At 71.9% G+C, this 23870-nt stretch carries 18 protein-coding genes; 4 read left to right on the plus strand and 14 right to left on the minus strand.

The genetic code is table 11. The annotated features are described in order from the left end of the window. Positions 1 to 111: 111 nt before the first annotated feature. The 14 genes from rpmA to folC form a co-directional block, all read right to left on the minus strand. Positions 112 to 369, minus strand: coding sequence for a 50S ribosomal protein L27 (gene rpmA / locus JO379_RS11570; RefSeq protein WP_116211787.1), 258 nt, complete (start codon positions 367 to 369; stop codon positions 112 to 114). Positions 370 to 380: 11 nt separating this feature from the next. Beyond that, positions 381 to 701 (minus strand): 50S ribosomal protein L21, encoded by a 321-nt coding sequence (rplU, locus tag JO379_RS11575; RefSeq protein ID WP_130877714.1) that lies wholly within the window; start codon positions 699 to 701, stop codon positions 381 to 383. Between the two features lie 225 nt (positions 702 to 926). Then, positions 927 to 4907, minus strand: a complete 3981-nt coding sequence (locus JO379_RS11580; protein ID WP_209514856.1) for an Rne/Rng family ribonuclease — start codon at positions 4905 to 4907, stop codon at positions 927 to 929. 221 nt (positions 4908 to 5128) lie between these two features. Beyond that, positions 5129 to 5905: a TIGR03936 family radical SAM-associated protein gene (locus JO379_RS11585; RefSeq protein WP_130877716.1), complete on the minus strand. Its 777-nt coding sequence runs from the start codon at positions 5903 to 5905 to the stop codon at positions 5129 to 5131. A gap of 177 nt (positions 5906 to 6082) precedes the next feature. After that, on the minus strand, positions 6083 to 8008 hold the full coding sequence (locus tag JO379_RS11590) for a TIGR03960 family B12-binding radical SAM protein (protein WP_209514858.1): 1926 nt from the start codon (positions 8006 to 8008) through the stop codon (positions 6083 to 6085). 98 nt (positions 8009 to 8106) lie between these two features. Further along, a complete protein-coding gene (locus tag JO379_RS11595) occupies positions 8107 to 9651 on the minus strand; it encodes a CYTH and CHAD domain-containing protein (protein ID WP_209514860.1) in 1545 nt (514 codons plus the stop codon). Between the two features lie 39 nt (positions 9652 to 9690). Continuing rightward, on the minus strand, positions 9691 to 10890 hold the full coding sequence (gene rodA, locus JO379_RS11600) for a rod shape-determining protein RodA (RefSeq protein ID WP_130877719.1): 1200 nt from the start codon (positions 10888 to 10890) through the stop codon (positions 9691 to 9693). Next, the gene (mrdA, locus tag JO379_RS11605; RefSeq protein ID WP_130877720.1) at positions 10887 to 13163 is read right to left on the minus strand and encodes a penicillin-binding protein 2; all 2277 of its coding nucleotides are present in this window, start codon (positions 13161 to 13163) and stop codon (positions 10887 to 10889) included. Before mrdA ends, rodA begins: the two co-directional genes overlap by 4 nt. Before the next feature lie 40 nt (positions 13164 to 13203). Next, the gene (mreD, locus tag JO379_RS11610; RefSeq protein ID WP_130877721.1) at positions 13204 to 13863 is read right to left on the minus strand and encodes a rod shape-determining protein MreD; all 660 of its coding nucleotides are present in this window, start codon (positions 13861 to 13863) and stop codon (positions 13204 to 13206) included. Between the two features lie 5 nt (positions 13864 to 13868). Continuing rightward, the gene (mreC, locus tag JO379_RS11615; protein WP_130877722.1) at positions 13869 to 14801 is read right to left on the minus strand and encodes a rod shape-determining protein MreC; all 933 of its coding nucleotides are present in this window, start codon (positions 14799 to 14801) and stop codon (positions 13869 to 13871) included. A gap of 260 nt (positions 14802 to 15061) precedes the next feature. Further along, complete coding sequence (locus JO379_RS11620) at positions 15062 to 16081, minus strand: rod shape-determining protein (RefSeq protein WP_130877877.1); 1020 nt, start codon at positions 16079 to 16081, stop codon at positions 15062 to 15064. 285 nt (positions 16082 to 16366) lie between these two features. Further along, entirely contained in the window at positions 16367 to 16780 is a 414-nt protein-coding gene (gene ndk / locus JO379_RS11625; protein WP_130877723.1) for a nucleoside-diphosphate kinase, read from the minus strand. A 240-nt stretch (positions 16781 to 17020) separates the two neighbouring features. Further along, a complete protein-coding gene (locus JO379_RS11630) occupies positions 17021 to 17353 on the minus strand; it encodes a DUF4233 domain-containing protein (protein WP_209514861.1) in 333 nt (110 codons plus the stop codon). A gap of 1 nt (position 17354) precedes the next feature. Then, positions 17355 to 18893: a bifunctional tetrahydrofolate synthase/dihydrofolate synthase gene (folC, locus tag JO379_RS11635; RefSeq protein WP_130877725.1), complete on the minus strand. Its 1539-nt coding sequence runs from the start codon at positions 18891 to 18893 to the stop codon at positions 17355 to 17357. A gap of 251 nt (positions 18894 to 19144) precedes the next feature. On the opposite strand from folC, the gene JO379_RS11640 reads away from it, so the two are divergent. The 4 genes from JO379_RS11640 to JO379_RS11655 all read left to right on the plus strand — a co-directional run bounded on the left by JO379_RS11640 (position 19145) and on the right by JO379_RS11655 (position 23794). Further along, entirely contained in the window at positions 19145 to 20323 is a 1179-nt protein-coding gene (locus JO379_RS11640) for a PAS domain-containing sensor histidine kinase (protein WP_209518653.1), read from the plus strand. Further along, positions 20320 to 21048: a response regulator transcription factor gene (locus JO379_RS11645; protein WP_130877726.1), complete on the plus strand. Its 729-nt coding sequence runs from the start codon at positions 20320 to 20322 to the stop codon at positions 21046 to 21048. The genes JO379_RS11640 and JO379_RS11645 overlap by 4 nt, the downstream gene beginning before the upstream one ends. A 162-nt stretch (positions 21049 to 21210) precedes the next feature. Continuing rightward, the gene (gene wecB, locus JO379_RS11650; RefSeq protein WP_307841962.1) at positions 21211 to 22335 is read left to right on the plus strand and encodes a non-hydrolyzing UDP-N-acetylglucosamine 2-epimerase; all 1125 of its coding nucleotides are present in this window, start codon (positions 21211 to 21213) and stop codon (positions 22333 to 22335) included. Between the two features lie 94 nt (positions 22336 to 22429). Beyond that, on the plus strand, positions 22430 to 23794 hold the full coding sequence (locus JO379_RS11655) for an XrtP-associated glycosyltransferase (protein ID WP_130877728.1): 1365 nt from the start codon (positions 22430 to 22432) through the stop codon (positions 23792 to 23794). Positions 23795 to 23870 lie beyond the last annotated feature (76 nt).

The following is a 23870-nucleotide window of genomic DNA, read 5'->3' on the forward strand; positions in this document are numbered from 1 at the left end:
GAATACGGGGATGTCTCTGTTACTAAACACGTCGAGGGCGGGCCAGCTTCCCCGTCACCGGAAAAAGCAGGCCCGCCCTCGGAAAGGTGTTATGTCGTGCCGAAAAGCTGATTACTCAGCGATCGGGACGATGTTCACGACCTTGCGACCACGGTGGGTGCCGAACTGCACCGCACCGGCGGCCAGCGCGAACAGGGTGTCGTCGCCACCGCGACCGACGCCCGTGCCCGGGTGGAAGTGGGTGCCGCGCTGGCGGACCAGGATCTCACCGGCGTTGACGGCCTGGCCGCCGAAGCGCTTGACGCCGAGCCGCTGAGCGTTGGAGTCGCGACCGTTCCGAGTGGACGATGCGCCCTTCTTGTGTGCCATGTCTCAGTCCCTTACTTCGCAGCCGTGGGGATGCCGGTGACCTTGATCGCCGTGTACTGCTGGCGGTGACCAATGCGCTTGCGGTAGCCGGTCTTGTTCTTGTACTTCAGGATGTCGATCTTGGCACCCTTGTGGTGGTCCACGATCTCGGCCTGGACCTTGATCCCGGCCAGCACCCACGGGTCGCTGGTGACGGACTCGCCGTCGACCACGAGCAGCGTGGAGAGCTCGACAGAGTCGCCCACCTTGCCGTCGGAAATCTTGTCAACCTCGACGATGTCGCCGACAGCAACCTTGTGCTGGCGACCACCGCTACGCACAACTGCGTACACGCGGATCTCACTCTCTCGCTGGTAATCGGGACCTCTGATGCCAGCCGCTCACGCGGGCGTAAAGCCCGCGCATATCCGAATGGACGAGCGGCCTCTCCCGGAATTCACCGGAAGGGATGTGCTCAGGGGTTGGCGTACAGACGCCGAAGGACAAGGTTACGGGGCCCTGTCCAGGGGGTCAAACCGGGGCCCGGGCCCCGTAAAGGGGCCCGGACCACGGATCACTCAGTCCTCGGCGGAGGAGACGGCGGCTGCCGTCTTCTTCGCCGCCCGCTTCGCGGGGGCCTTCTTGGCCGTCGCCGTCTTCGTGGCGGCGGCCTTCGTGGCCTTCTTGGCAGTCGTCTTCTTGGCGGTCGTCGTCTTCTTGGCCGCCGTCGCCTTCTTCGCGGCGGTGGCCTTCTTCGCCGGTGCCTTCTTGGCGGCCGTCTTACGGGCCGTCTTCTTGGCGGGCGCCGCCGCCTCGGCCTCTTCAGCAGACGCGGCTGCCTCAATCGGCTCAATCGGCTCGACCGGCTCGGCCTGCTCGACCGGGGCCGCGGGCTCCTCGGCCCGGACGGGCTCCGGCTCCGGCTCGGCCACGGCCTTCGCGGGCGTCTCCACGACCATCACGGCCGCTTCCTCGGCCGCCTTGGGCGAACCCGCCGGGGACGTCGCCTTGCGGACCGCACGACGGCGCGTACGGACGGGAGCAGCCGGGGCGGCCTCCGTCACGGCCTCCGCCGGGACCTCGGCCTTAGCCTCCGGGGCCGGCTCCACGACCGGCTCCGCGACGGGCTCCACGATCGCCTCGGGGGCCGCGACCGGCGCGACCGGCTCCACGACGATCTCGGGCTCCGGCTGCTCGGCCGCCTTCGGCGAACCCGCCGGAGCGGACGCCTTGCGGACCGCACGACGGCGCGTACGACCACCGCGCGAAGCCGCGGCCTTCGCCTCGGTCGGGCTGCCGAACCACTCCTCGTCACCACCGACCGCCGGCTGGAGTTCCGCCTCGGTCACCGCGACGGGCTCCAGCTCGGGCAGCTCGGCCTCCACCTCGGCCGGGGCGGACGGGGCCGGCTCGGCCGGCTCCTCCACCGCGTACTCGTGGACGTGGTCGTGCTCGGGCTGACCGGCACCGGCCTTGCCCTTCTTCTTGCCGCGCTTGCCACCGCCGCCGCCACCGACGGACGTCGGCTGGTCCATGTGAACGATCACACCGCGGCCGTTGCAGTGCACACACGGCTCGGAGAAGGACTCCAGCAGGCCCTGGCCGACCCGCTTACGGGTCATCTGGACCAGACCCAGCGAGGTCACCTCGGCGACCTGGTGCTTCGTACGGTCCCGGCCCAGGCACTCCAGCAGACGCCGCAGCACCAGGTCCCGGTTGGCCTCCAGCACCATGTCGATGAAGTCGATCACCACGATGCCACCGAGGTCGCGCAGCCGCAGCTGACGCACGATCTCCTCGGCCGCCTCGAGGTTGTTCTTGGTGACCGTCTCCTCCAGGTTGCCGCCCTGGCCGGTGAACTTGCCGGTGTTGACGTCGACGACGACCATCGCCTCGGTCCGGTCGATCACCAGCGAGCCACCGCTCGGCAGCCAGACCTTGCGGTCCAGCGCCTTCATCAGCTGCTCGTCGATCCGGTACGTGGCGAAGACGTCGACGTCCGACGTCCACTTCTGCAGCCGGTCGGTAAGGTCCGGGGCGACGTGCGCGACATAGCCGTGAATGGTCTCCCAGGCACCGTCACCACTGACGATGACCTTCGAGAAGTCCTCGTTGAAGATGTCGCGCACGACCCGGACGGTCATGTCCGGCTCGCCGTAGAGCAGCGTCGGGGCGTTGCCGCTCTTCGCCTTCTTCTGGATCTCTTCCCACTGCGCCTGCAGCCGCTGCACGTCACGGGCCAGCTCGTCCTCGCTCGCACCCTCCGCGGCGGTACGGACGATCACGCCCGCGTCCTCGGGGACGACCTTCTTGAGGATCTGCTTCAGCCGCGCGCGCTCGGTGTCGGGCAGCTTCCGGCTGATGCCGGTCATCGAGCCCTCGGGCACGTAGACCAGGTAGCGGCCGGGGAGCGAGACCTGGCTGGTCAGGCGGGCACCCTTGTGACCGATCGGGTCCTTGGTGACCTGGACCAGCACGGACTGGCCGGACTTCAGCGCGGACTCGATGCGGCGCGGGCCGTTGCCCATGCCGAGCGCCTCGAAGTTGACCTCACCGGCGTACAGGACGGCGTTGCGGCCCTTGCCGATGTCGACGAACGCGGCCTCCATCGACGGCAGCACGTTCTGGACCTTGCCCAGGTAGACGTTGCCGACGTAGCTGGTGGCCTGCTCCTTGTTCACGTAGTGCTCGACGAGGACGTTGTCCTCCAGCACGCCGATCTGGGTGCGCTCACCGCTCTGGCGCACGACCATGACGCGCTCGACGGCCTCACGGCGGGCCAGGAACTCGGCCTCGGTGATGATCGGCACACGACGGCGGCCCTGCTCACGCCCCTCACGGCGGCGCTGCTTCTTGGCCTCCATGCGGGTCGAGCCCTTGATGGACTGCACCTCGTCGAAACCGGTGCCGGGCTCGCGCTCCTCCCGCTTGCGGGACTCGCGCGGCTCACGGACCTTCACGACCGTGCGCTCCGGGTCGTCACCGGTGACCTCGGCCTCCGCGGCGTCACCACTGCGGCGACGGCGGCGACGGCGACGGCGGCTGCTGGACGAGCCGTACGCGTCCTCGTCCTCGGCTTCGGCCTCGGCGGACTCGGCCTCCTGCTCGGACTCGGGCTCCTGATCGGCCTCGGCGCGGCGCTCGGTCTCCTCCTCGCCGCCCTCGCCCTCGGCGGACTCACCACGACGGCGGCGACGGCCACCGCGCCGGCGACGGCGCGAGGGGCGGTCGCCCGACTCCTCGTCGTCCTGCGCCACGTCCTCGGCGTCCTCGCCAGCCTCGACGTCATGGGCCTCGGGGGCCTCCTGGACGTCCTCCGCCGGCTCCACGACGGCAGCGCGCTCCTCGGCCACGACCGGCTCGGCCTCGGCGGCCTCACCACGACGGCGGCGACGACGGCGGCCACGGTCGGCGGCGGGCCGCTCGACCTCGGCGGGCTCCTCCTCGGGCTGCTCCTCCGCGGGGACGGAGGCGGCGGCGGCCGCGGCGGCGGTCTCCGGGGTCTGGAACATGGGCTCGGCGAACACCGGCGCCTGGAACACGGCGGTCGGCGGGCGCACGGCACGGCGACGGCCCCGCGCGGGAGCAGCCTCCGGCTCCACGTCCGCGGCGGCGGCACGGCGACGGCGGCCACCGGTGGCGGCGGGCTCGGCCTGCTCGGCGGCGGGCTCCGCGGCCTCGGCGGCGCGGCGGCTCTCTGCCTTCGCGGCCTCGAGGGCCTGCGTGGCGGCCTCGGCGTCACCGGGGGCGACGCGTCGGCGGCCACGGGCGGCACGGGCCGGCTTGGCGGGCGCCTCCGGGGCGGCCGCCTCCACGGCGGCTTCCTCGGTCTCCTCGGCCTCTTCGGCCTCTTCCTCGGTCACGACCGGGGCCACGGCCTCGGCGGGCTGCGCCTCCGGTGCGGCGGCGGAGCCGGCCTTACGGGTGGCGCGGCGGCGCGTACGGGCCGGCTTCGTGGCCGGGGCCTCCTCGGCCGGGGCTTCCTCGGCGAGGGCGGCCGACTCGGCGGCGGCGTCCATGGCCAGCGGCACGGGGACCTCGGCGAGAACGACGGGCTCGGCGGGCGTCTCGGCGGTCTGCGGGGCACCCGCCGGGGCGGTGGCCTTGCGGACCGCGCGGCGACGCGTACGGGCCGGCTTGCTGTCGGAGACCTCGGCGACGGGCTCGGCGACGGGCGCAGCCTCGGCCGGGGCCTCGGTGACGGCGGCGGCCGGAGCGGCCTCGGGTGCGGCGGTCTCCGCGGCTGCGGCGGTACGCGGCGAACCGGCCGGAGCCGTCGCCTTGCGGGTCGCACGGCGGCGGGGACGCGCCGGGGGTGCCGCCTCGGTGGCGGCGGGGGTCTCTGCGACGGGCGCGGCCTCGGCCGGAGCGGCCTCGGGCGCGGCGGCCGTCACGGCCGGCTGCGCGGCGGCGGTCTCCGCCACCGGCGGACCGGCCGGGCGGGACGCCGCACGGCGGCGGCGCCGCGGCGGCAGCGTGTCGCTGGGGCTTGCGTCGGAGTTGTTCCCGGGTGCGCTGGGCGCGTTCTCGGGCTCGGTGGGCTCAATAGATTCGAGCATGCGGGCGGTTCTCCCGTCACGCTCCCGGGCGCCGCGTCGTGATCCGACCCGGCGGTCCGCGTGTTGTGCGCGGTACCGCCGTCCGGGGCGCGGTCGCCGCACGGGAGCTGTCGTCTCGCTCGCCGGGGCCGAGTCGTCGGCACCGGCGAAAGTCTCCTGGTCAGTGCGCCTGCCGGACCCGGGTGGCTCCCTGGTGGATCGGCGGCGCTACGACGGCCGTCCTACGCGGAACCTTCCGGCACCTTCGCGGCGCTCGGCCCGGCGGCCGTGGATGGAGCGGCCGGGGCGGCGTCGCGGTCGGGCGCGAGCGGATCGGTCACCGTGCCGGACTCCTCATCGAGCAGCCCCTGCGCCAGCCTGGTCACCGCAGCGGGGACCGGCGGCGCCAGGTCGGCCGTAGCGCGGAGACCGGACAGGACGTCGTCGGGTCGCACGGCAGGTGTCAAATGCCGAACAACCAGCCGCAGTATCGCACAGGGACCGTCGCCGGGCCTATCGGCCGGGGCCTGACGCGCTTCGAGTCGGGCCACCGCGCCACGGGCGTCGAAGGTCCGCAACCCGTTTTTCGTCCGGCGCTGGACCTCGACGGTCTCCTCGGCGAGGAAGGCCGCCACGGCCCGCTCGGCGTCCGCGACCTCGACACCGTCGAGCCGCAGCTCCCAGAGGGAGGCCTGCAGCCGGTCGGCGAACGAGGAGGTGTGGGCCTCCACCGCGTCCGTGATGTCGAGCCCGTCGGGCAGCGACTCGTCGAGCAGCTCCCTGAGCTGCCCGGGGTCGCGGAACTCGGCGAGCTGGATCTCCAGGAACTCGGCCTCACTGCCCGTGCCGGTGGGTGCGGCATTGGCGTACGACACCTTGGGGTGCGGGGAGAAGCCCGCCGAGTACGCCATGGGGACGTCGGCGCGGCGCAGGGCCCGCTCGAAGGCGCGCTGGAAATCGCGGTGGCTGGTGAACCGAAGGCGGCCGCGCTTGGTGTAGCGCAGACGAATGCGCTGCACCACAGGTGCGGGCGGCGGACCTTCGGGCTGTCGCTTGCCCAGTGTCGTTCAGTCCTTCGTGAGAGCGGTCGTACTGCTACCTAGAGTACGTGCCCCGCGCGGGAGCGCGCCCCGGTGGGTCGGAACGCGTGAAGGCCCCGCCGGGGCGGCGGGGCCTTCACAGGGTGCTTGCGGGGACTACTTGACGACCGTCAGCGGCAGCAATTTCTTGCCCGTCGGGCCGATCTGGATCGAGGTGTCCATCTGCGGGCAGACACCGCAGTCGAAGCACGGCGTCCAGCGGCAGTCCTCGACCTCGGTCTCGTCGAGCGCGTCCTGCCAGTCCTCCCAGAGCCAGTCCTTGTCGAGACCGGAGTCCAGGTGGTCCCAGGGCAGGACCTCCTCGTACGTGCGCTCACGCGTGGTGTACCAGGCGACGTCGACGCCCTGCGGGGGCAGCGTCTTCTCGGCGGACTTCATCCAGCGGTCGTAGGAGAAGTGCTCGCGCCAGCCGTCGAAGCGGCCGCCCGACTCGTAGACCTCGCGGATCACGGCGCCGACGCGGCGGTCGCCGCGCGAGAGCAGGCCCTCGATGATGCCGGGCTTGCCGTCGTGGTAGCGGAAACCGATGGAGCGGCCGTACTTCTTGTCGCCGCGGATCTTGTCGCGCAGCTTCGCCAGGCGCGCGTCGGTCTCCTCGGCGGAGAGCTGCGGCGCCCACTGGAAGGGGGTGTGCGGCTTGGGCACGAAGCCGCCGATGGAGACCGTGCAGCGGATGTCGTTCTGCCCGGAGACCTTGCGGCCCTCGGCGATGACGTTGACCGCCATGTCACCGATCTGGAGGACGTCCTCGTCGGTCTCGGTGGGCAGGCCGCACATGAAGTACAGCTTCACCTGGCGCCAGCCGTTGCCGTACGCGGTGGAGACCGTACGGATCAGGTCCTCTTCCGAGACCATCTTGTTGATGACCTTGCGCATGCGCTCGGAGCCGCCCTCGGGGGCGAAGGTGAGGCCCGAGCGGCGGCCGTTGCGGGTCAGCTCGTTGGCGAGGTCGACGTTGAAGGCGTCCACGCGGGTCGACGGCAGGGAGAGGCCGATCTTGTCCTCTTCGTACCGGTCGGCGAGGCCCTTGGCGATGTCACCGATCTCGGTGTGGTCGGCGGAGGACAGCGACAGCAGGCCGACCTCCTCGAAGCCGGTCGCCTTCAGGCCCTTCTCGACCATCTCGCCGATGCCGGTGATGCTTCGCTCCCGCACGGGACGCGTGATCATGCCGGCCTGGCAGAAACGGCAGCCGCGGGTGCAGCCGCGGAAGATCTCCACCGACATCCGCTCGTGGACGGTCTCCGCGAGGGGGACCAGCGGCTGCTTGGGGTAGGGCCACTCGTCGAGGTCCATGACGGTGTGCTTGGAGACCCGCCACGGCACGCCGGAGCGGTTGGGCACCATACGGGCGATGCGGCCGTCCGGCAGGTACTCCACGTCGTAGAAGCCCGGGACGTAGACGCCGCCGGTCTTGGCGAGGCGCAGCAGCAGCTCCTCGCGGCCGCCGGGGCGGTCCTCGGCCTTCCAGTCCCGGATGATCTCGGTGATCTCCAGGACGGCCTGCTCGCCGTCGCCGATGACCGCGCAGTCGATGAACTCCGCGATCGGCTCGGGGTTGAAGGCCGCGTGGCCGCCCGCGAGGACGATCGGGTCGTCGACGGTACGGTCCTTGGCGTCCAGCGGGATGCCCGCGAGGTCCAGGGCGGTGAGCATGTTGGTGTAGCCCAGCTCCGTGGAGAAGCTCAGGCCGAAGACGTCGAAGGCCTTGACCGGGCGGTGCGCGTCCACGGTGAACTGCGGGACCTTGTGCTCGCGCATCAGCTCTTCGAGGTCCGGCCAGACGCTGTAGGTGCGCTCGGCGAGCACGCCCTCGCGCTCGTTGAGGACCTCGTAAAGGATCATGACGCCCTGGTTGGGCAGTCCGACCTCGTAGGCGTCGGGGTACATGAGCGCCCACCGGACGTCACAGCTGTCCCAAGGCTTGACGGTGGAGTTCAGCTCTCCACCGACGTACTGAATGGGCTTCTGCACGTGCGGGAGCAGCGCTTCGAGCTGTGGGAAGACGGACTCGACAGACATCTCGACCTTCGGGAGCTGGCAGGGGGCGACTCTCTAGCGTACGCGAGGAGGGCCGTCCCCTGTCCCACGGCGAATTCGGACGGCACTTCGGGAGGGGCTCACCCCCGCAGCGCGGTCCGGTGCCGCTTCGCGGACGCCTTCTCCCACACGTCCGGCAGCTCGCGTTCGTACGCGGCCGCGAGGGCTTCCTCGCGGCCGTGCAGCAGTCCGAGCGTGTAGGTGCTCTCCCCCGCGGCGTGTGCCTGGATCGCGAGGGCGCGCAGGGCTTCGCGGGCCATGACGCTGTCCTGGTGTTCGCCCAGCAGGCTCTGGACGGACTTCATCCGCCGCGCGAAGCGCTTCGCGGGCTTGCCGAGGGCCGGTTTCGCGGCCTCGGCGGCGTAGCGGACGCGCTTGGCCGCCTTGCGGGCCTCGTGCAGGGCGGTGTCGCGGGCGGGGCCGGCCTCGGTGGCCAGGGCGCTCTCGAGGCGGCGGGCGAGGCGGCGGTAGTCGCGCAGGACGGCCTTGGCGATGGTCCTGCGCGGGGTGTCGGCGGCGGCGGGGAGCAGGGGCGGGTCGGCGAGGAGCGCGTCGAGGGTGTCGAGGAGGGTGAGGTAGCGCTCGCTGTCGAGGACGGAGACCAGGCGTTTGCGCGCGCCCGCGTGGCGGGCGGCGGCCCAGCGGCGCAGCCGGGCGCGGACGGGGCCGAGGACGAGGGTGTCCGGGACCTCGTCGACGCGTGCGCGCAGGCGGGCGGAGAGGACCTCGCGGTCCCGGTCGACGCCCAGTTCGCCGGCGAGCCATTTGAGCTCGGCCCCGATCGGGTCGGTGACCTCGCGGTCGAGGACCTTGCCGAAGGTGCGGAAGGCGCTGCGCAGCCGGCGGGTGGCGACGCGCATCTGGTGGACGGAGTCGTCGACGTCGCGCCGGACGTCGAGGTCGCCCGTGACGACGGCTTCGGCCTGGGCGCGGACGTAGGCCAGGACGTGTTCGCCGGCGGTGGGTTTGCCGGGCCCGGCCCGGCGCCGCTTCCGCTTCCCGCGCCCCGCGGGCTCGGGGTCGGTCTCGGTGAGCGCGCGGGACAGCTTGGAGGGGGCCTGTGAGGGGCGCAGGCCCGCGGCGCGCAGATGGGGCTCGACGGTGTCGAGGAAGCCGGGGTCGGTGTCCTTGCCGAGCTCCAGCTCGAATTCCGTCCAGTGGGCCGTGCGGCCGCCGTCGGTGAGCCGGTCGGCGGTGACCTCGTCGGTGCTCGCCTCGGCGAGGACTCCGCCGTGCTCGTCGAGGAGGAGGTGGACCTCGCGGCGGGAGACGATCCGCACGAGCGGGGTGAGCCGGGCGTGGCGGGTCCGGGAGCGGACGAGGGCGGCGAGGGTGCGGGGGACGTCGGGTGACAGGGGGGCGCGGATCTCGTCGCGGGTGCCGGGGGCGACGGGGAGCTTGAGGTGCCAGCCCGCGTCGGTGCCGCCCGTGCGGCGGCGCAGGGTGATGCCCGCGGCGGCCAGCCGGTGGTCGGCGGTGTCGTAGTAGACGGCGTCCAGCTCCGCCGGTTCCTGGTCCGCGACGCTCGCGACGCCCGCCACCCCGCTCAGGTCGGGCAGCGGGGGCGCGTCCGCGCTGTCTCCGGCTTCGTATTTCCGCTCGATCTCTCGCACGGTTTCCGCCATGAAGCGAATCTAATGCGCGGATGGCCGGGCCGACAGACCTCAGGCGGACACGGGGCGCTGCACCTTGATGGACTGCAGGAGTCCGACGGCGATCCAGGCGGCGAACATGGACGAGCCTCCGTAGGACACGAAGGGCAGGGGCAGGCCGGTGACGGGCATGATCCCGAGCGTCATGCCGATGTTCTCGAAGGACTGGAAGGCGAACCAGGCGATGATGCCGGCGGCCACGACCGTGCCGTAGAGCTCGGTGGTGTCGCGGGCGATGCGGCAGGCGCGCCACAGGACGACGCCGAGCAGGACGATGATGAGTCCCGCGCCGACGAAGCCGAGCTCCTCACCCGCGACGGTGAAGATGAAGTCGGTCTGCTGTTCGGGGACGAACTGGCCGGTGGTCTGGCTGCCGCGGAAGAGGCCGGAGCCGGTGAGGCCGCCGGAGCCGATGGCGATGCGGGCCTGGTTGGTGTTGTAGCCGACGCCCGCCGGGTCGAGGGCGGGGTTGGCGAAGGCGGCGAAGCGGTTGATCTGGTATTCGTCCAGCACGCCGAGCTGCCAGATGAGGACGCAGCCGACGACGCCGGTGCCGAGCAGTCCGGCGATCCAGCGGTTGGAGGCGCCGGAGGACAGCAGCACGGCGAGCACGATCACCACGAGGACCATGACCGAGCCGAGGTCGGGCATCAGCAGGATGATGACGATGGGCAGCGCGGCGAGGCCGAGGGCTTCCATCACGGTGCGGTGGTCGGGGTGCAGCCGGTCGCCGGCGTCGACCTTGGAGGCCAGCAGCATCGCCATGCCGAGCGTGATGGTGATCTTGGTGAATTCGGAGGGCTGGATGGAGAAGCCGCCACCGAGCTGGATCCAGGACCGGGCGCCGTTGATGGTCGCGCCGAGCGGGGTGAGCACGGCGGCGGTGAGCAGCACGGAGATGCCGTACAGGATGGGGACGGCGCCGCGCAGGGCGCGGTGGCCGAGCCAGACCGCGCCGACGGCGAGCGCGAGCCCTATGCCGGTGTTGAGGATGTTGCGCAGCAGGAAGTAGTACGGGTCGCCGTGGTTGAGCTCGGTGCGGCCGCGGGTGGCGGAGTAGACGAGCAGGGTGCTGATGCCGGACAGGGCGAGGGCGGCGAAGAGCATGACCCAGTCGAGCCTGCGGACGACGGAGTCGCGGGCGGTGAGCTTGCCCCAGGCGCCGCGCTCGGGGCTGTAGCGGCGGACCTTGTAGCCGTCGGTGGTGGTCACTCGTCCTGCCCCCCTGCCGCTGCCGGGTCGGGCTTCTCCGTGGAGTCGGGGCCGCCGTCCGGCTTTTCCGTGGAGTCCGGGTCGTCCGGCTTCCCGGAGGAGTCCGCCGTGCCGGGCTGCCGGGCGCCGGCGCTCTCCTGGGCCGCCTGGTCCTCTTGGTCCTCCTTGCGGGCGGGCGGGCTCGGGATCGCCTGGGCCTCGATGGTGCCGTCCTTCTGGATCCTCGGGAGCTTCGCCTCGGGCCTGGGCAGCAGCGCCTTCTTGGCGTCGATCTTCCCCTTCTCGTCGACGCCGTAGAGCGCGTTGTAGATCTTGCGGACGGCCGGGCCGGAGGCGCCGGAGCCGGTGCCGCCCTGGGAGATCGTCATGACGATGGTGTAGTCCTCGGTGTACGTCGCGAACCACGAGGTCGTCTGCTTGCCGTAGACCTCCGCGGTACCGGTCTTGGCGTGCATCGGGATCTGTTTCTGCGGCCAGCCGCCGAACCGCCAGGCGGCGCTGCCCTGGGTGGCGACGCCGGCCAGGGCGCGGTCGAGCTGGTCGCGGGTCTTGCGGTCGAAGGGCAGCTTGCCGTGGGCCCGGGGCTTGATCTCCTCGACCCGCTTGCCGTCGGGGCTGACGATGGCCTTGCCGACGGTGGGGTTGTAGAGGGTGCCGCCGTTGCTGATCGCGGCGTAGATGGTGGCCATCTGGACGGGGGTGACGAGCGTGTCGCCCTGGCCGATGGAGTAGTTGACGGAGTCACCGGCGCGCATCCGCATGCCCGATTCGCAGTTCTCCTTGGCGATCTTCCCGGCGTAGCTGTCGTCCTTCTTGCCCTGCTTGCACCAGGAGTCCTTGTTGGACTTCCAGTAGTTCTTCTTCCAGTCGCGGTCGGGGACGCGGCCGCGGACCTCGTTGGGCAGGTCGATGCCGGTCTGCTTGCCGAGGCCGAACTGGTGGGCGGTCTTGTAGAACCAGTCCGCCGGGTGCTTGGGGTTGTTGCCACCGTCCTTCTGCCACTGGCGGTAGGCCAGGTCGTAGAAGACGGTGTCGCAGGAGACCTCCAGGGCCCGGCCGAGGTCGATGGGGCCGTAGCCCTTGGACTCGAAGTTCTTGAAGACCTGGTTGCCGATGCTGTAGGAGCTGGAGCAGTTGTAGTTGTCGGTGAAGGAGTAGCCGGCGTTGACGGCGGCGGTCGCGGAGATGACCTTGAAGACCGAGCCGGGGGCGGCCTGGCCCTGGATCGCCCGGTTGAGCAGCGGGAAGTTGGAGTCCTTGCCGGTGAGCCCCTGGTAGTCCTTGGCGGAGATGCCGCCGACCCAGGCGTTGGGGTCGTAGGTCGGGTTGGAGGCCATGGCGACGACGCGGCCGGTCTTGGACTCCATCACCACGACGGCGCCCGCGTCGGCCTTGTAGTTGACGCCGGTGTTGCGGTCCATCTCCTTGCGGGCGTCCTTCATCGCCTGGTCCAGTTCTCGTTCCGCTATGGCCTGCACGCGGGCGTCGACGCTGGTGACGATGTTGGCGCCGGGCTCGGCCTTGTCGCTCTTGGCCTTGCCGATGACACGGCCGAGGTTGTCGACCTCGTAGCGGGTGACACCGGCCTTGCCGCGCAGCTCGGTGTCGTACTGGCGCTCCAGGCCGGAGCGGCCGATCTGGTCGGAGCGCAGCAGCGGGGAGCGGCTGTCCTTGGCCTTGGTGATCTCGTCGTCGGTGACGGGCGAGAGGTAGCCGAGGACCTGGGCGGTGTTGGAGCCGCCGGGTCCGGCGTAGCGGCGGACGGCGGTGGGCTCGGCGGTGATGCCGGGGAAGTCCTCGGCGCGCTCGCGGATCTGCAGGGCCTGCTGGGTGGTGGCCTCGTCGGTGATGGGGATGGGCTGGTAGGGCGAGCCGGCCCAGCAGGGCTGGGGGGTCTTGGCGTCGCAGAGCCGCACCTTGGCGGCGACGTCCTCGGGCTTGAGTTCGAGGATGCCCGCGAGGCGGGTGAGGACGCCCTTGCCCTTGTCCTTCATCTTCATCAGGTCGGTGCGGCTGGCGGAGACGACGAGGCGGGTCTCGTTGTCGGCGAGCGGCACGCCGCGGGCGTCGAGGATCGAGCCGCGGGTGGCGGGGGCGACGACCTGCTGGATGTGGTTGTTGGCGGCTTCGGCCGTGTACTGGTCGCCGCTGCGGATCTGGAGGTACCAGAGGCGCCCGCCGAGGGTGAACAGCAGGGAGAAGACGAGGACCTGGATGACGATGAGCCGGATGGTGACGCGCGAGGTGCGCCCGGTCTCGGGGAGGTTGCTCATGGGGTCCCCGCCTCCCGCCGGCTGCCGGTGAATCGCTGCGTCACAGTCGCTTGACCCCCTTGATGCGTCCGGACTTGTTCTTCGCCGACTTGGTGAGCAGACCGCCGCGCTGGCTGCCGATGCGGTTCGCGCGGCCGCCGGAGAGCCAGCCGTAGGAGCCCTCGCCGCCCGCGGGGGAGCCGTCGCCGGCGAGCGGGTCGTTGTGGGTGCGGCGCGCCAGCGCCATGATCAGCGGCACGGTGAAGGGCGCGAGCAGCAGGTCGTACACGGCGGCGGTGAGGACAAGGCCGGTCAGTCCCACGTGGCGGGCGGCGGTGTCGCCGACGAGGGAGCCGACGCCCGCGTAGAGCAGGGTGGAGCCGACCGCAGCGGCGACGACGACGAGCATCGGGACGGTGGCCGACCGCATCCGGCCGTTCTCGGGCCGGGCGAGGCCCACCACGTAGCCGACGAGACACAGCACGAGGGCGTAGCGGCCGGTGGCGTGGTCGGCGGGCGGTGCGAGGTCGGCGAGGAGGCCCGCGAAGAAGCCGATGAGGGCGCCGCTGGTGTGGCCGTAGACCAGGGCGAGGGCGATGACGACGAGGAGCAGCAGGTCGGGGACGGCTCCGGGCAGGTGGAGCCGGGCGAAGACGCTGACCTGGACGACGAGGGCGACCACCACGAGCACGGTGGAGAGCAGGATCCGGTTGAGGCGCATCGTCTTCAGTCCCTGGGCTTGGCGCTCGCGGAGGGGGTGACCGTGACGGTCACCGTGGGGGCCGGCTTGGGGGCTTCCGGCTTGGGCGGCAGGACGGTGTCGCGCGGGTCGGTGCGGGGCGGCTGGACGACGACGCCGACGACGTCGAGCTTGCTGAAGCCGACGAAGGGCCTCACCTGGAGCGTGCGGGTCAGTCCGCCGCCGGCGGGCTCGACGCGGGTGACCTCGCCGACGGGGACGCCGGGCACGAAGGGCTTGTCCTTGCTGGAGCCGAAGGTGACGAGGCGGTCGCCCTCGCGCACGGCGGCCTTGCCGTTGAGGAGTTCGACGCGCAGGGAACGGTCGCCCTGGCCGTTGGCGAAGCCGATCTCGCCGGTCTTCTCCATCCGGGTGCCGACGGTGAACTTGGGGTCGCTGGCGAGGAGGACGGTCGCGGTGGACGGGCCGACGGTGGTGACCCGGCCGACGAGTCCGTCGCCGTTGAGGACGGTCATGTCGCGCTTGATGCCGTCGTGGGCGCCGCAGTCGATGGTGACGGTCCAGGAGAAGCCCTGGGCCGCTCCTATGGCGATGACCTGGGCGCCCTTGATGCCGTACTGGCCGGCTCCGGCGGTCTTGAGCATGGCGTCCAGGTCGCGGACCCGCCCGCGGTTGCGGTCGTCACTGCCGAGCCGCTGCTTCAGGGCGGTGTTCTCGCGCTCCAATTCGCTGATCCTGGTGTGGCGTTCACCGGAGTCGCGGACGGCGGCGACGGCGTTGCCGACCGGGTCGACGGCGGAGGCGACGCCCTCCTCGACCGGGCCGAAGACCGAGGCGGCGGCATGCCGGGCACCGTCGAGCGGGGACCGCTCGCCACCACGGATGTCCACCGTGATCAGCGCGAAAGCGATGGCGACCAGCAGCACCAGCAGCAGCCGGCTCTCTCGTGTGTCCCTCACGTGCGGCGGCGTGCCCTTCTCATCGGACCGGCCGGGCTGCGGGTCCGGGCCGGTCATCGGGAGCGTTCTGCCTGTATATCAGGTTGTTTCCCGGCGGTGCCGGTGCGCCGGGGCGCGGTCGGCCAAAGACCGCCGACGCCTTCGGGGCGAATCCCCCGGGGGTCCCCGGTGGCCCCCGGCAGAGGGGTCCGGGAAGCCGCTCCGAGGGGCGGAGCAACGTTCCTCCCCCGCTCCCGGGCGGGGGAGGTCTCAGCCGGGCGTCAGCGGCGCGGCTGGGCGTCGAGCACTTGCTGGAGCGCCTCGAACTCCTCGACGCACTTGCCGGAGCCGAGAGCGACGGAGTCCAGCGGGTCCTCGGCGATGTGGATCGGCATGCCGGTCTCCCGGCGCAGCCGCTCGTCGAGGCCGCGCAGCAGGGCGCCGCCGCCCGTGAGAACGATGCCGCGGTCCATGACGTCACCCGACAGCTCGGGCGGGCACTTGTCGAGGGTGGTCTTGACCGCGTCGACGATGGAGTTGACGGGCTCCTCGATGGCCTTGCGGACCTCCGCGGCGGAGATCACCACGGTCTTCGGCAGCCCGCTGACCAGGTCGCGGCCACGGATCTCGGTGTGCTCGTCCTGCTCCAGGTCGTACGCCGAACCAATGGTGATCTTGATCTGCTCGGCGGTGCGCTCGCCCAGGAGGAGGCTGTACTCCTTCTTGATGTGCTGGATGATCGCGTTGTCCAGCTCGTCGCCCGCGACGCGGATGGACTGCGCGGTGACGATCCCGCCCAGCGAGATGACGGCGACCTCGGTGGTGCCGCCGCCGATGTCGACGACCATGTTGCCGGTGGCCTCGTGGACCGGCAGGCCGGAACCGATCGCGGCGGCCATGGGCTCCTCGATGATGTGCACCTGCCGGGCGCCGGCCTGGGTGGAGGCCTCGATGACGGCGCGCCGCTCGACGCCGGTGATGCCGGAGGGCACACAGACCACGACGCGCGGGCGGGCCATCCAGCGCCGCTTGTGGATCTTGAGGATGAAGTACCGGAGCATGCGCTCGGTGATCTCGAAGTCGGCGATGACGCCGTCCTTCAGCGGGCGGACGGCGACGATGTTGCCCGGGGTGCGGCCGATCATCTTCTTCGCCTCGGAGCCGACCGCGAGGATACCGCCGGTGTTGGTATTGATGGCGACGACGGACGGTTCGTTGAGGACGATTCCGCGGCCTCTGACGTACACCAGCGTGTTGGCGGTCCCGAGGTCGACAGCCATGTCACGGCCGATGAACGACATGTTGTTCCCCATGAGGATACGTCTGGCCTTCCCAGCTGGAGCGAATGCTTACTTGAGGTCGGCAGGTGTGGTGCGCTGCGGGGCGCGGAAGCTTCATCGTAGTCTCGACCGCTCGAACGCGGTGCGAGGGTTCCTCCGCCATTGTCGGCGGAACACGAGCGCGCCCCCGTAATGGTGACGTCGTGTCGGAGTGAGAGGTTCCCTCGTTCGCCGCGCATATGCCAGAGGGCGACCGAAAAGAAATCGGTCGCCCCTGATCAGAATGGGCGCGGGCCTGATGCGGTATCAGGCGAGGCCGGGAAAGAAAATCTTGATTTCCCGCTGGGCGGACTCCTCGGAGTCCGAGGCGTGGATGAGGTTCTCCCGGGTGATGGTGCCGAAGTCACCACGAATGGACCCCGGGGCCGCCGCGATCGGGTCGGTGGGACCGGCCAGCGCGCGCACGCCCTCGATCACCCGCTCGCCCTCGACGACCAGCGCGACGACCGGGCCGGAGGCCATGAAGCCCATCAGCGGCTCGTAGAACTCACGGCCGACGTGCTCGGCGTAGTGCTGCTCCAGCGTCGCCCGGTCCAGGGTCCGCAGCTCCAGCGCGCTGATCGTCCAGTTCGCCTTGCGCTCGATCCGGCCGACGATCTCGCCGATCAGGCCGCGGCGGACCGCGTCGGGCTTGAGAAGGACGAGGGTGCGCTGGCTCATAATGCGGCTCCTTGCAGGCAGGGTGTGGTGCGGCAGAGAGTACAGGGGCGCGGGAGCGCTCCCGAACCAGGCCCGGGCCTGCCCGGGTGCCGGCCGGCGGCTGGCGTTGTCCTCAAGCGCCGGACGGGCTCGAATCGGCTGAGCTCAGCCACATCAAGCCCGTCCGGCGCTTGAGGACGCGCCCGCAGGGCGCTCGCCGCCGCAGGCGGCACCTACGGCCCGTAGCTGAAGATCCGCCGGTCAGGCCTGCGCCGCGAAGCGGGCCTTCGCCTCGTCGACCTTGCGGCCGAAATGCACCGAGGCCCACCACAGACCGGCGAAGACCACCCCGAGGATGAACATCGTCGGGACCACGAAACCGCTCGCGATCAGGCCGATCTGCAGCAGCCAGCCCAGCTGCACGCCGCCGGGCCGGGTGAGCATGCCGCAGAGCAGCACGCTCAGCAGCATCGCGGTGCCGCTGACCGCCCAGACCGTGCCGGTGGACAGGTCGGAGGTCTGCATGGCGACCAGACCGGCGAAACCGATGACGAAGAATTCACCGATCAGGGTGCTCGCGCAGAGCGTTCTCATGTCAGCCCTTTCCCAACAGCAGCCGGGCCTCGCCGACCGTGATCACCGAGCCGGTCACCAGCACACCGGCGCCGGCGTACTCGGCCTCTTCCTCCGCGAGGGTGATCGCCGCTTCCAGCGCGTCGTCCAGCCGGGGCTCGACCTGCACCCGGTCCGCGCCGAAGACCTCGACGGCCACGCCCGCCAGCTCGTCCGGATCCATGGAGCGCGGGGTGGAGTTCCGGGTCACCACGACCTCGTTGAAGATCGGCTCGAAGGCCTCCAGGAGACCCCGGACGTCCTTGTCGGCGCTGGCGCCGACCACCCCGACGAGTCGGCTGAATCCGAACGCCTCGGTGACCGCTTCGGCCGCGGCGCGCGCGCCCGCCGGGTTGTGCGCGGCGTCCAGCACGACGGTGGGGCTGCGGCGCACGACCTCCAGGCGGCCCGGCGAGGTGACCGAGGCGAAGGCCCGGCGGACCGTGTCGACGTCGAGCGTGCGGGCGTGCTGGGAACCGATCCCGAAGAAGGCCTCCACCGCGGCCAGGGCGACCGCGGCGTTGTGCGCCTGGTGTGCCCCGTACAGCGGAAGGAAGACGTCCGGGTATTCGCCGCCCAGGCCGCGCAGGGTCAGCAGCTGCCCGCCGACCGCCACCTCGCGGGCTGTGACGCCGAACTCCATGCCCTCGCGGGCGACCGTGGCGTCCGCCTCGACCGAGCGCTTGAGCAGCACCTGCGCCGCGTCGACCGGCTGCTGGGCCAGCACGACGGTGGCGTCGGTCTTGACGATCCCGGCCTTCTCCTCGGCGATGTCACCGGGGGTCGATCCGAGCCGGTCGGTGTGGTCGAGGGAGATGGGGGTGACCACGGCGACACCGGCGTCGATGACGTTGGTCGCGTCCCAGGTGCCGCCCATGCCGACCTCGACGACCGCCACGTCCACGGGCGCGTCGGCGAAGGCCGCGTAGGCCATCGCGGTGAGCACCTCGAAGAAGGACAGCCGGTGTTCCTCGCGGTCGTCGACCATCTGGACGTACGGCTGGATGTCGCGGTACGTCTCGATGAAGCGCTCGGCGGCGATCGGTGCGCCGTCGAGGCTGATCCGCTCGGTGACGGACTGGACGTGGGGGCTGGTGTAGCGGCCGGTCCGCAGATCGAAGGCGCCCAGCAGGGCCTCGATCATGCGGGCGGTGCTGGTCTTGCCGTTGGTGCCGGTGATGTGGATCGAGGGGTAGGCGCGCTGCGGCTGGCCCAGGATGTCCATCAGGGCCTCGATGCGCACCCGTGACGGGTCGAGCTTGGTCTCACCCCAGCGTCCCGCCAGCTCGGCCTCCACCTCGCGGAGCTCCCGGTCCACCTCCGGGTCGGCCGGGCGGGCCGGTACGCCGTCGCCCTGCGGCTGCCCGCCCTGGGCGCGCAGGGTACGGCTGCCCGCCTCGATCACGGCGAGGTCGGGGTCGCGGTCGGTCTCGGCTTCGACGATCTCGGCGAACTGGTCGTTTCCGCCAGTTTCACCGGGTTCCGTGTCGCCATGGTCGTCGTTCAGGGGGCGCTCGCTCACGCCGACCAGTCTACGGAGCCGGGGCGGCGCGCGGGGCCGGGGACGGGCTGGCGCGGCAGGGGTCACACTCGCCGGGAGCGCCCCGCGCCCCCCGACTGGCCGCCGCCGGGGGCCGGTTCACGCCAAGCGGGGCCGGGATCCGTGACATACGGTTTTCCCGAAATCTCCGGAGACCGCAGTGCGGGCCCCCGCCAGGGCCTGTCCGCGGTCTTAGTGGATCAGCGAGCGGCGCTGAGAGCTGGGTGAGCGACATGGCGTCCGAGGACCGGGAGCGGCTCGGGGCCGTCCTGGAGGCGCTGCCCCCGGGCGCGCTGCTGCAGAGCCCGGACGACCGGGTGCTCGCGGTCAATCAGAAGTTCGTCCGCATGTTCGACCTGGCGGGCCGGGCCGACCTCTCCCCCGGCGCCCCCCTTGGCCCGCTCCTCCCCCTCGTACGGGCCTTCTTCACCGCCGACCACACCGGCCCCCGCGCCCTCGACGGGCTGCCGGCGCACCGCCGCATCCACCGGGTGGCCGAGATCCCCCTCGACGACGGACGCGTCATCCGCCGCGAGGTCGAACCGCTGCGCCACGAGGGTGCCTACCTCGGGGCGCTGTGGCTCTTCGACGACATCAGCGAACGCAAGCGGCGCGAACGCGATCTCGAACGGGACAATCTGGCCCTCACCGAGCTGGCCCGGCAGCGCAACGCCTTCACCGCCGCCGCCTCCCACGAACTGCGCACCCCGCTCTCCTCCATCAGCAGCTTCTGCGAGCTGCTCACCGACCCGGCCTTCGGGGAACTGACCGAGGACCAGCGCTCCTTCCTCGACGCCATCGGGCGCAACGCCGAGCGGATGCAGCGGGTGATCTCCGATCTGCTGCTCACGACCCGGATGCGGGCCGCCGGGCCGCAGCTGGAATTCGGCCCCGTGGAGGTGGACCGGATGCTGGAGGACGCCGTGCTGGACCGGATCGGCACGGGCGCGGGGCCCGGCGTCTTCACCGTGGTGGACTGCGCCCCGGGCCCCGCCCTCCGCGGCGACCGGCACCGGCTGCGGCACGTGCTCGTCAATCTGCTGGAGAACGCCGCGAAATTCACCCCGCCGGACGGCCGGATCACCGTCACGGCGGCCCCCCGGGATGACCACTGGGAGATCGAGGTCGCCGACACCGGCATCGGGATTCCCGAGCAGTACCGGGAGGAGATCTTCACCGGCTTCGTCCGGGCCCCCAACGCGCAGCACGGCGGCTACCCCGGCACGGGCCTGGGGCTCGCCATCAGCCGCACCATCGTCCAGCTGCACGGCGGCACGATCACGGCGGGGGGCCGGGAGGGCGAGGGGGCGGCGTTCCTGATCCGGCTGCCCGTCGCCGGGCCCGGCCCCGCCCCGGCCGCCGCCCGAGGGGCTGCCGCCGGAGGGGCCGCTACCGGAGAGGCACCGGCATGACCCGCGTACTCGTCGTCGAGGACGACGCCGACCTCGCACTCGCCCTGCGGACCCTCCTCACCCAGGCCGGCCACGAGGTCATCCACGCCGACAACGGCCGCGACGGGCTGCGGCTGCTCTTCGCCGAGCGGCCCGCGCTGATGGTCCTGGACATCGGGCTGCCACAGCTCAACGGCTGGGAGGTGCTGGAGCGCACCCGGGACCTGAGCGATCTGCCCGTGCTGCTGCTCACCGCCCGCGGCGCCGAGAGCGACCGGGTCCGGGGCCTGCGGGCGGGCGCCGACGACTACCTGCCCAAGCCCTTCGGCAACGACGAGCTGCTCGCCCGCGTCGAGGCGCTGCTGCGCCGCAGTGCGCCCACCCGCTGGGCCGGCGACTCCTTCGACGACGGGCTGCGGCTGGTGCCGGACCGCCGCTCGGCGGTCTGGCAGGGCCACGAGGCACGGCTCAGCGACATCGAGTACCGGCTGCTCCAGGTGCTCGTCCGCAACCGGGGCCGGGTGATCACCACCGATCAGTTGCTCGACCGGGTGTGGGACGACCCGCAGGGCACGGGCCGCGAGCGGGTGAAGTTCGCGGTGCTGCGACTGCGGCGGAAGCTGCGCCAGGCGGCCGGGGACGAGGCGGCGGACCCGCTGGAGGCCGTCCGGGGGCTCGGCTACCGCTACCGCGCGAACGGGGAGGGCGAGGGCGACCCGGACCGGGAGGGGGCCGAAGGTCCCTGACCGCCGCGGGCCGTACGTCCCGGGCCCGTGGGGGCCCGAAGTCACCACTCGCCTCCCCCGCGGCACTCGCAACCGTCCGGCAACCGACGACCGTCCCGACGCGCAACCGACGCACCACAGGCTCTGGAGCTGTCACCGCCTGACAGCCCCAGGAGTTCTCTCGTGTCCCTGCCCCCGCGCAGCATCGCCATCGTCCTCGGTACCCGCCCCGAGCTGGTCAAGCTCACCGACCTCGTGCGCCTCCTCGGCCCCGCCGCGCACCTCGTCCACACCGGGCAGCACTACGACGAGGAGCTGTCGGGCCGCTTCCTGACCGAGCTGGGCCTGCCCGAGCCGACCTTCCTGACCGGCATCGGCGGCCGCCCCCGGGCCGTGCAGATCTCCGCGGCGCTGGCTCAGCTCGACACCCTCTTCACCACCGAGCCGCCGCTGGCCGTCGTCGTGCAGGGCGACACCAACGCCGCCCTCGCCGGGGCGCTCGCCGCCAACGCCCGGAACATTCCCCTGCTGCACGTCGAGGCCGGGCTGCGCAGCCACGACCGGAACATGCCCGAGGAGCACAACCGCGTCCTCATCGACCGGATCGCGGACGTGCTGTGCGCGGCCACCGGGGACAACCGCGCCAATCTGCTCGCCGAGGGCATCGCCGACGAGCGGATCGCCGTCACCGGCAACACCGTCGTCGAGGCCGTGCGCAACCAGCTCCCCGACGGCCCCGAGCGGGCCGCGCTCCTGGCCCGCCACGGGCTGAGCCCCGACGGCTACGTCCTGGCCACCGTGCACCGCCCGGAGAACACCGACTCCCCCGAGGCGCTGCGCGCGATCCTCGGTGAGCTGGGCGCCCTCGCGGCCGACACCCCGGTCGTCCTGCCGCTGCACCCGCGCACCCGGGCCCGGATTGCCTCCGCCGGGCTGGCGGAGCTGCTGGCCCCGCTGCTGGTGACCGCGCCGCTGGGCTACGCCGAGTTCCTGGCGCTGGCCGCGCACGCCGCGCTGCTCGTCTCCGACTCCGGCGGCATCCAGGAGGAGTGCACGGTCCTCGGCCGCCCGCTGGTGGTCGTCCGCCGCTCGACCGAGCGCCCGGAGGCGATGGCGGACTTCGCGGACCTCGTCGAGCCGGGGGCGGAGATCGGGCGCGTCGCCCGGCGCCGCCTGGCGGAGGGCCCGGCGGGCCTTGCGCGCCTGGCGGCCCTGCCGAGTCCCTTCGGGGACGGGTCGGCTTCGGAGCGGATCGTCGCGCTGCTGGCGGCGGTCACCGCGCCGCGTCAGCTCGCCGCCGCGGCCTAGGCCTTCTCCCCCGCCCCTTCCCGTAACCGGGGCTCCGCCCCGGACCCCGGTCCTCAATCGCCGGACGGGCTGGATCCCTCAGGAGCTTCCCCTCATGTTCGACAGTCCCTTCCTGCTCGTCTTCCCCTTCTTCCTCCTGCTCTGCTTCCTGCTGTACTGGGCCGGCGCGCGGCACGCGTACACGCGCCGCGCCGAGGCCGGCATCGGCGACCCCGCGAGCCACGACTGGCACTTCTTCGTGCCGTGCCGTGACGAGGAGGCCGTCGTGGCCACGACCGTCGGCCGGATGCGGAGCGACTTCCCCGGCGCGCACGTCTGGGTCATCGACGACGACAGCGACGACCGGACCGGCTCCATCGTCGCGGAGCTGGCCGAGACGGACCGCCGGGTCCACCTCGTACGCCGGCACCGCCCGAACGCCCGTACCGGCAAGGGCGCGGCCCTCAACGCCGCGTACGACGAGCTGAACCAGTTCCTGGGCGAGGACGCCGACCGCGAGCGGGTCGTCGTGTGCGTCATCGACGCCGACGGCCAGCTCGACCCGCAGGCCCTGGCCCGGGTCAGCGGCCCGAGCGGCTTCGGCGACCCGGAGATCGGCGGCGTGCAGGTCAGCGTCCGGATGCGGAACACCGAGGACCCGCGCCCGCTGCCCGACCGCGGTCGCGTCCGCAATGCCTTCGCCCGGCTGCTGGTGCGCATGCAGGACATGGAGTTCTCCGTGTCCAACGCGGGGATGCAGCTGCTGCGCGGCCGCACCGGCTCCGTCGGTCTCGGCGGTAACGGCCAGTTCACCCGTCTCTCGGCCCTGGACCGCATCGCGGCCGCCGAGCGCCGCCCGTGGCAGCGCGGTGCCCTGCTGGAGGACTACGAGCTGGGTCTGCACATGATCCTCAACGGTGACCGGATAGCCCACATAGCCGACACCTGGGTCTCCCAGGAGGGGCTGCCGCACGGCCGCCGGTTCCTCACCCAGCGCACCCGCTGGGCGCAGGGCAACCTGCAGTGCGTCCGCTACGCGCCGCGCATCGTCTCCTCGCGCCACTACAGCGGCAAGGGCGTCCTGGAGACGCTCTACACCTTCCTCCAGCCGGTCGCCCACCTGGTCACGCTGGCCCTGTGCGCGGTGATGTTCGTCTTCCTGGGCCTGTCCATCGCCGACGAGGGCGCGGGCGAGACGCTCGGCGGCATTCTGGCGCTGTGGCCGCTCGTGCTCGCCCTGGCCGTCGTCTCCGTGCTGCCGTTCGTGCTGTGGGGCCCGGTCTACCGCCGGGACCGCGCGCCGGGCCGCTCGCTGCTCGTCGCGCTGCTGTGGGGCCTCGCGCTGTGGCTGTACGCGTACCACCTGTTCCCGGCGTCCGCCCGGGGGTTCGTCCGGATGCTGCGGGGGCGCAACGGCTGGGCCAAGACGCGTCGCAACGCCGAGCAGGTCCTCTCCGGCCCGGTGGCCGTGGAGAGCTGACGAACCGTTCTGCGGACCGTCACCGGCAAACCATGAGGTGGGTCACACAGCCCGCGCACAGCACAACCTCCCGTCC

It is taken from the genome of Streptomyces syringium (genome assembly GCF_017876625.1).
In the GTDB taxonomy this organism is placed as follows: Bacteria; Actinomycetota; Actinomycetes; order Streptomycetales; family Streptomycetaceae; genus Streptomyces; species Streptomyces syringius.